At 71.2% G+C, this 7,285-nt stretch carries 7 protein-coding genes; 3 read left to right on the forward strand and 4 right to left on the reverse strand.

Going from position 1 to position 7,285, the window contains the following annotated elements:
- Nucleotides 1–418 precede the first annotated feature (418 nt).
- The gene (locus UWG_RS0110455; protein WP_029391344.1) at nucleotides 419–1,360 is read left to right on the forward strand and encodes a heme o synthase; all 942 of its coding nucleotides are present in this window, start codon (nucleotides 419–421) and stop codon (nucleotides 1,358–1,360) included.
- An 84-nt stretch (nucleotides 1,361–1,444) separates the two neighbouring features.
- Here the strand turns inward: UWG_RS0110455 and UWG_RS0110460 are convergent, their stop codons facing one another.
- From UWG_RS0110460 to UWG_RS0110475, 4 genes are all read right to left on the reverse strand, one after another.
- Nucleotides 1,445–1,759: a hypothetical protein gene (locus tag UWG_RS0110460; protein ID WP_016907156.1), complete on the reverse strand. Its 315-nt coding sequence runs from the start codon at nucleotides 1,757–1,759 to the stop codon at nucleotides 1,445–1,447.
- A 120-nt stretch (nucleotides 1,760–1,879) separates the two neighbouring features.
- Nucleotides 1,880–2,896 (reverse strand): COX15/CtaA family protein, encoded by a 1,017-nt coding sequence (locus UWG_RS0110465; protein WP_016907157.1) that lies wholly within the window; start codon nucleotides 2,894–2,896, stop codon nucleotides 1,880–1,882.
- 114 nt (nucleotides 2,897–3,010) lie between these two features.
- Nucleotides 3,011–3,790, reverse strand: coding sequence for an ABC transporter permease (locus tag UWG_RS0110470; RefSeq protein WP_016907158.1), 780 nt, complete (start codon nucleotides 3,788–3,790; stop codon nucleotides 3,011–3,013).
- A complete protein-coding gene (locus tag UWG_RS0110475; RefSeq protein WP_016907159.1) occupies nucleotides 3,787–4,725 on the reverse strand; it encodes an ABC transporter ATP-binding protein in 939 nt (312 codons plus the stop codon). The genes UWG_RS0110470 and UWG_RS0110475 overlap by 4 nt, the downstream gene beginning before the upstream one ends.
- A 172-nt stretch (nucleotides 4,726–4,897) precedes the next feature.
- Here UWG_RS0110475 and UWG_RS0110480 point away from each other — a divergent pair, with 172 nt between their 5' ends.
- The gene (locus tag UWG_RS0110480) at nucleotides 4,898–5,812 is read left to right on the forward strand and encodes a helix-turn-helix transcriptional regulator (RefSeq protein WP_016907160.1); all 915 of its coding nucleotides are present in this window, start codon (nucleotides 4,898–4,900) and stop codon (nucleotides 5,810–5,812) included.
- A complete protein-coding gene (gene sufB / locus UWG_RS0110485; protein ID WP_016907161.1) occupies nucleotides 5,809–7,230 on the forward strand; it encodes a Fe-S cluster assembly protein SufB in 1,422 nt (473 codons plus the stop codon). Before UWG_RS0110480 ends, sufB begins: the two co-directional genes overlap by 4 nt.
- Nucleotides 7,231–7,285: the final 55 nt, after the last annotated feature.

Here is a 7,285-nt window from a genome sequence, read left to right on the forward strand (position 1 = left end):
GTGAAACCCACTCTACGGCATGGTTCCTGAGGGAGGCGAATCGGCGGTCGCGGTCGCTCCATGAGAGAGGGCGTGCGGCGCTCGTGCCCCGTCGACGTGCCCCGGGCATCTCGCGCTGCGCGCACGGGGGTTGCGCGCGTCCTGCCGCCCGCCGTCGCGCTCCGGACCGCGCGGGCTGCAAGCGGCGCGGAACCTCCCGCGGACCGACCGGCGGCGCGGCGGAAGCGCCGGGAGGCGGAGGTCGGCGAACCGTTCGCCCAGCCCCGTGCGCCGGGCCGTTGCGGGCGTCAACACGGGCGACCCCCGCGGCCGGCGACATCTGGCCAACGTCTAAAGTGGCGTGGTACGCGCGAGCTCTCACGGGGGTTCACCTCGACTGTCCCGGGCTCGCGGATTCATGAGGCGATCAGGGGTGTACGTGACGGCCGTCCAGTCCCGAACTGCGGGGGTGCGCGAGGGCGAAGCGGCGCACCGGCCGCGTGGAACCCGACCCAAGGCGTTCCTCGCCCTCACCAAGCCGCGCATCATCGAACTGCTGCTGATGACGACGGTTCCGGTGATGTTCCTCGCGGCCCAAGGGGTCCCCGACCTCTGGCTCGTGCTGATCACCTGTGTCGGCGGTTACCTCTCGGCCGGCGGCGCCAACGCGCTGAACATGTACATCGATCGGGACATCGACGCCCTGATGCACAGGACCGAGAACCGTCCTCTCGTCACCGGTGTCGTCAAGCCCTGGGAGGGGCTCGTCTTCGGGCTCGCGCTCGCGGTCGTCTCCACCCTCTGGTTCGGTCTCCTCGTCAACTGGCTCTCTGCTGCCCTCTCGCTGAGCGCGCTCCTCTTCTACGTCGTCGTCTACACGATGCTGCTGAAGCGGCGCACCTCGCAGAACATCGTCTGGGGCGGGATCGCGGGCTGCCTGCCGGTCTTCATCGGCTGGTCCGCCGTGCGGGACGAGGTGAGTTGGGCCGCCGTCGTCCTCTTCCTCGTCATGTTCTTCTGGACGCCTCCGCACTACTGGCCGCTCTCGATGCGGGTGAAGGAGGACTACGAGCGCGTCGGTGTCCCGATGCTGCCCGTCGTCGCGGGGAACGTCGTGGTGGCGAAGCAGATCGTCATCTACAGCTGGATCATGGTCGCCGTCTCGCTGCTCCTCTGGCCGCTCGGCTACGTCGGGTGGTTCTACCCGGCCGTGGCAGTCGTCGCCGGTGGGTTGTGGCTCTGGGAGGCGCACGCTCTCCGCTCGCGCGCCCGGGCCGGGCTCACCGGGGCGAAGCTCAAGGAGATGCGCCTCTTCCACTGGTCGATCACGTACGTCTCCGTGCTCTTCCTCGCCGTCGCCATCGACCCGTTCCTGCGCTGACCCTCGTCAACGCCTCGGGCGCGTGACCGCCGGTCGGTCACGCGCCCGAGGCGTTGCGTCATCTTTCGCCGTGCGTACGGGAGTTCAGGCGGCGGCCTTGCCGCCACCGAGCTGGATGCCGGCCATCCGGCTCCACTCGTACGGGCCGGTCCGCGTCTTCGCCGCCATCTCGCCGTCGTACTGCTCGTTGACGGTGATCCCCGCCTGCTCGGTCGCTTCCTGCGCGACCTGCTGCGAGGGCGCCATCAGGTCGCCCCAGGCGCCGTCGGAGCCGACGAGGACGATGCGGAAGCCGACCTCGCCGACGTAGGCGATCTGGCCCTCGGCTCCGCCGTGGGCCGACGCGAACGCGGTGATCTGCTTGGCGAGCCGGGCCGCCTGCTTGCTGCTGTCTGCCATGGCGCCGATGCTACCGGCGGGTACAGCTCCGTGCGACAGCCGCGAGCGGCCCGAGACGCAGGCCACACACGCAACTCCCCCTGCACCGACCCGAGTCGGGCAGGGGGAGTTGCGGCGTACTCAGCGCCCTGCGGCGACCGCCTCGGACTCCGGCTCCGCCGTCTGCCCGGGGACGGTCGGACGCGCGTCCGCCTTCCGCGCAGGCGGCAGCCCGCGCTCGCGCACCGAGAGGAGCAGCCTGAGCACGGCCACCCAGGCGAGCGTCGAGCCCAGCAGGTGGAGCGCGACGAGGACTTCGGGGAGGTCGGTGAAGTACTGCACGTACCCGATGACGCCCTGCGCCACGAAGACGAGCAGCAGCTCGCGGGTGCGCGCGCGCGGGCCGGCGGGTGCGTCGACGAGGCGCAGCAGCAGCCAGACGGCGAGGCCCAGCGCCACCACGACCCAGGCGAGCGCCGAGTGGAGCCGGGCGACGGACTCCCAGTCGATCGGCATCCGGGGCACGTCGCTGCTGTCGCCGGCGTGCGGCCCCGAGCCGGTCACGGTGGTGCCGACGACGAGGAGCGCGACGGTGAACCCCGCAAGCACCCAGGCCAGCCGCTTTATCGGCGTCCCGACGAGCGGGCGCGGCCCCTCGTCGCCCTCGCGGGCGCGGAGCCAGGTGAGCGTGGTGACCGTCAACAGGGCGCTGGCGAGGAGGAAGTGGCCGGCGACCGTGTACGGGTTGAGCTCGGTGAGGACGGTGACGCCGCCGATCACGCCGTTCGCCATCACGAGCCAGAACTGCGACCACGCGAGCCTCGTCAGCCCGCGGCGCCGCGGCTTCGCCGCCCTCGCGGTGACGATCGTCCAGCCGACGGCCGCGCTCAACACCCAGGTGAGCATGCGGTTGCCGAACTCGATCGCCCCGTGGACGCCCATCTCCGAGGTGGCGACGAGGCTCTCGGAGCTGCATTTGGGCCAGGTGTCGCACCCCAGCCCGGAGCCGGTGAGGCGTACGGCGCCGCCCGTCACCACGATCAGTACGGAGACGGCGAGCGCGGTGAAGCTGGCTCGCTGGAGGGTCCGCTGGGTCGGGGTCCAGCGAGCGGCGATGTACGCGATCGGGTTGCGTACGACTTCGAGCAGATTCGGCACGGGCCTATCGTAAGCGCCCGCTTGTGCGAACTTTCACGAGGGGGCGCCGAGCGTCGCGCCGGACGGCCGAACTACGCGTCGTCCGGGGTGTGTTGAGTTTTCGCCGGCCTGGCGTCACTCCCACTTGAAGAACCGCGCCGCCGCAGCCGAGCCGACCACCGTCCAGACGGCGAGCACCAGCAGTTGCGGCCACGCGCTCCCCGCGCCGGACTGCAGGACGTCCCGCAGCCCGTCCGAGAGCGCCGACACGGGGAGCAGCTCCAGCACGCCGCCGACGCCGCCGGGGAACCGCTCCAGCGGAACGACGACCCCGCCACCGACGAGCAGCAGCAGGAAGACGAGGTTGGCCCCGGCGAGCGTCGCCTCCGCGCGGAGCGTCCCCGCCATCAGCAGCCCGAGCGAGGAGAACGCCGCCGTCCCCAGAAGGAGCAGCAGGACGGCCGTCGCCGCGCCGGAGGCCGAGAGCCCCGCCGGCGACCAGCCGAGCGCCAGCGCGACGACGGTCAGCAGCACCACTTGGAGGAGCTCGACGACGAGGACGGCACAGGTCTTCGCGGCGAGCAGCCCCGAGCGCGGCAGCGGCGAGGCGCCGAGCCGTTTGAGGACGCCGTACCTCCGCTCGAACCCGGTGCCGATCGCCTGGCCGGTGAACGCGGTGGAGAGGACGGCGAGCGCGAGGATGCCGGGCGCGAGGAAGTCGACACGGGCACCCGCGCCCGTGTCCACGATGTCGACGGCGCTGAAGAGGACGAGCAGCAGCGTCGGGATGACCACGGTGAGCAGCAGTTGCTCGCCGTTGCGCAGAAGGGTGCGGAGCTCCAGGCCGGCGTGTGCGGCGATCATCCGCGGGAGCGGTGCCGCACCGGGGGCGGGGGTGAAGGTGCCGGAGCTCATGGGCGCAGCTCCTTACCTGTCAGCTCCAGGAAGACGTCTTCGAGGGTGCGCCGTTCCACCGCGATCCGGTCGGCGAGGACGCCGTTCTGCGCGCACCAGGAGGTGACGGTGGCGAGGAGTTGCGGATCGACGGTGCCGGTCAGCCGGTAGCTGCCGGGGGAGAGCTCGACGGCGGTGCTGCCGTCGGGGAGTGCCTTGAGGAGCGACTCCAGATCGAGCCCGGGACGCCCGGTGAACCGCAGCGTGTTCTCCGCGCCGCCTCTGCACAGCTCCTCCGGCGTCCCCTCGGCGATGACCCTGCCGCCGTCGACGACGGAGACGCGGTCGGCGAGCTCCTCGGCCTCGTCCATCGCGTGCGTGGTGAGGACGACGGTGACGCCGTCGGCGCGCAGCCGTCGCACGAGGTCCCAAGTGGCCCTGCGCGCCTGCGGATCGAGGCCGGCGGTGGGCTCGTCGAGGAAGACCAGCTCGGGCCGGCCGACCAGGGCGAGCGCCAGCGCGAGTCGCTGCTGCTGGCCGCCGGAGAGCCGGCGGTAGGGCGTGCCGCCGCAGGTGCCGAGGCCGAGGAGCGCGACGAGTTCGGCGACGTCGAGCGGGTTCGCGTGGAGCGAGGCCATGTGGCGGAGCGACTCCTCGGCGCGCGCCATCGGGTAGACGCCGCCGCTCTGGAGCATCACGCCGACACGCGGGCGGAGCGCGGCCGCGTCCTGCCGGGGGTCGAGGCCGAGCACGCGGACGCGTCCGGCGTCGGGGGCGCGGTAGCCCTCGCACGTCTCGATCGTGGTGGTCTTGCCGGCGCCGTTGGGGCCGAGGAAGGCGGTGACGCTGCCGCGTGCGACCGTGAGGTCGAGCCCGTCGACGGCCGTCTTGCCGGCGTACCGCTTCACCAGCCCCGCGACGTCGACGGCCGCTTCCGGAGCCGCTGAACTCTGCATGCGGTGCAGTCTAAGGAGAGGCACCGACAGTCCGTCCGGCGGGCGGCGGGGTGACGTCACGGCAGTGGCGATGACGGCGGGTTACTGAGGTTCGCCTTACGTGATGCAGTCCATTGCGGCTGGTCACGGAGTGCGCTTGCTCGGCTCCCGCGAATTAAGCAACAATGGCGTTGTGAAAAAGACGGGCGAAGGACAGAGGCAGGGTGCGCGGGCCGAGCAGGCCGCCGCGCGCTCGGCGCTGCCCGGCGCCTCCGAAGAGCAGCAGGGCACGAGGAACAGGGTCGCCAGGTCGATCCTCGACCACGGCCCGTCGACCGCGGCCGAGCTCGCCGAGCGGCTCGGGCTCACCCAGGCCGCCGTCCGTCGGCACCTGGACGCCCTCGCGGGCGAGGGCGTGGTGGAGCCGCGCGAACAGCGGGTCTACGGCGCCCGCGGGCGCGGCCGCCCGGCGAAGGTCTTCGCACTCACCGACTGCGGCAGGGACGAGTTCCACCAGGCGTACGACCAGCTCGCGCTGGACGCGCTGCGATGGATCGCCCGTACCGCGGGCGAGGGCGAGCTCGGCGAGGCCGCCGTCGCCTCGTTCGCGAAGGCACGCGTCGAGGCGCAGGCCGAGAGGTACCGCAGCGCGGTCGAGCGGGCCGCGCCCGAGGAGCGGGCCCGGGCGCTCGCCGAGGCCCTCACCGAGGACGGGTACGCTGCCACGGCACGCGCGGCGCCGGCCTCCGCGGGTGAGCAGCTCTGCCAGCACCACTGCCCGGTGGCGCACGCGGCGGAGCAGTACCCGCAGTTGTGCGAGGCGGAGACGGAGGTCTTCTCCCGCCTGCTCGGCACCCACGTGCAGCGGCTCGCCACCATCGCGCACGGCGACGGGGTGTGCACCACCTTCGTCCCGCGCGTACGGGGCGAGCGCTCCGCCGCGCCGCATTCGTCGTCGTCCGAAGCCACCGCGCCGAGGCAGACGCCCCGCCGACAGCCCGGAAGACCGGGAGAATCGGCAGAGCCGGGGCGCCCCGGCTCGCCCCGCAAGAACCGCAAGTCCACCGAAGCAGCACCTGTGAACACGGCCGGGAGGAACCCCGCATGACTTCTCCTACGGAGACTGCCCACCCCGAACTCGAAGGACTGGGCAATTACGAGTACGGCTGGGCCGACTCCGACGCGGCCGGCGCCGCCGCCAAGCGCGGACTCTCCGAGGAGGTCGTCCGCGACATCTCGGGCAAGAAGAACGAGCCCGACTGGATGCTGAAGCTGCGCCTCAAGGGCCACCGGCTCTTCGAGAAGAAGCCCATGCCGAACTGGGGCTCCGACCTCTCCGGCATCGACTTCGACAACATCAAGTACTTCGTCCGCTCCACCGAGCAGCAGGCGCAGACCTGGGAAGACCTCCCCGAGGACATCAAGAACACCTACGACAGGCTCGGCATCCCCGAGGCGGAGAAGCAGCGCCTCGTCGCGGGCGTCGCCGCGCAGTACGAGTCCGAGGTCGTGTACCACCAGATCCGCGAGGACCTGGAGAGGCAGGGCGTCCTCTTCCTCGACACCGACACCGCGCTGCGCGAGCACCCGGAGATCTTCAAGGAGCACTTCGGCACCGTGATCCCGGCCGGCGACAACAAGTTCGCCGCGCTCAACACCGCGGTCTGGTCCGGCGGTTCCTTCATCTACGTCCCGCCGGGCGTCCACGTGGACATCCCGCTCCAGGCGTACTTCCGGATCAACACCGAGAACATGGGCCAGTTCGAGCGGACGCTCATCATCGTCGACGAGAACGCCTACGTGCACTACGTCGAGGGCTGCACCGCGCCGATCTACAACTCGGACTCCCTGCACTCGGCGGTCGTGGAGATCATCGTCAAGAAGGGCGGCCGCTGCCGCTACACGACGATCCAGAACTGGTCGAACAACGTCTACAACCTCGTCACCAAGCGCGCGGTCGCCTATGAGGGCGCGACGATGGAGTGGGTCGACGGCAACCTCGGCTCCAAGGTGACGATGAAGTACCCGGCCGTCTACCTCATGGGCGAGCACGCCAAGGGCGAGACGCTCTCGGTCGCCTTCGCCGGCGAGGACCAGCACCAGGACGCCGGCGCCAAGATGGTCCACATGGCGCCGCGCACCTCGTCGAACATCGTCTCCAAGTCCGTCGCACGCAGCGGCGGTCGCACCTCCTACCGCGGCCTCATCGAGATCGCCGAGGGCGCCGAGGGCTCCAAGTCGAACGTGCTCTGCGACGCCCTCCTGGTCGACACGGTCTCCCGTTCCGACACCTACCCGTACGTCGACGTCCGCGAGGACGACGTCACGATGGGCCACGAGGCGACCGTCTCCAAGGTCAGCGACGACCAGCTCTTCTACCTGATGAGCCGCGGTCTCACCGAGGACGAGGCGATGGCGATGATCGTGCGCGGCTTCGTCGAGCCGATCGCCAAGGAGCTGCCCATGGAGTACGCGCTGGAGCTCAACCGGCTGATCGAGCTGCAGATGGAGGGCGCCGTCGGCTGACGTCCGACACCGCCCCGCAGACCCCCGAACGCGGGCGCGCGGAGACCGGATTCCG

Source organism: Streptomyces xiaopingdaonensis, from assembly GCF_000262345.1.
GTDB lineage: Bacteria > Actinomycetota > Actinomycetes > Streptomycetales > Streptomycetaceae > Streptomyces > Streptomyces xiaopingdaonensis.

What these genes read in the sequence shown, in the direction of transcription:
- UWG_RS0110475 (WP_016907159.1), bottom strand. Translation starts at nt 4,725, where the DNA reads ATGCAGAGTTCAGCGGCTCCGGAAGCGGCCGTCGACGTCGCGGGGCTG.
- UWG_RS0110460 (WP_016907156.1), bottom strand. Translation starts at nt 1,759, where the DNA reads ATGGCAGACAGCAGCAAGCAGGCGGCCCGGCTCGCCAAGCAGATCACC.
- UWG_RS0110470 (WP_016907158.1), bottom strand. Translation starts at nt 3,790, where the DNA reads ATGAGCTCCGGCACCTTCACCCCCGCCCCCGGTGCGGCACCGCTCCCG.
- sufB (WP_016907161.1), top strand. Translation starts at nt 5,809, where the DNA reads ATGACTTCTCCTACGGAGACTGCCCACCCCGAACTCGAAGGACTGGGC.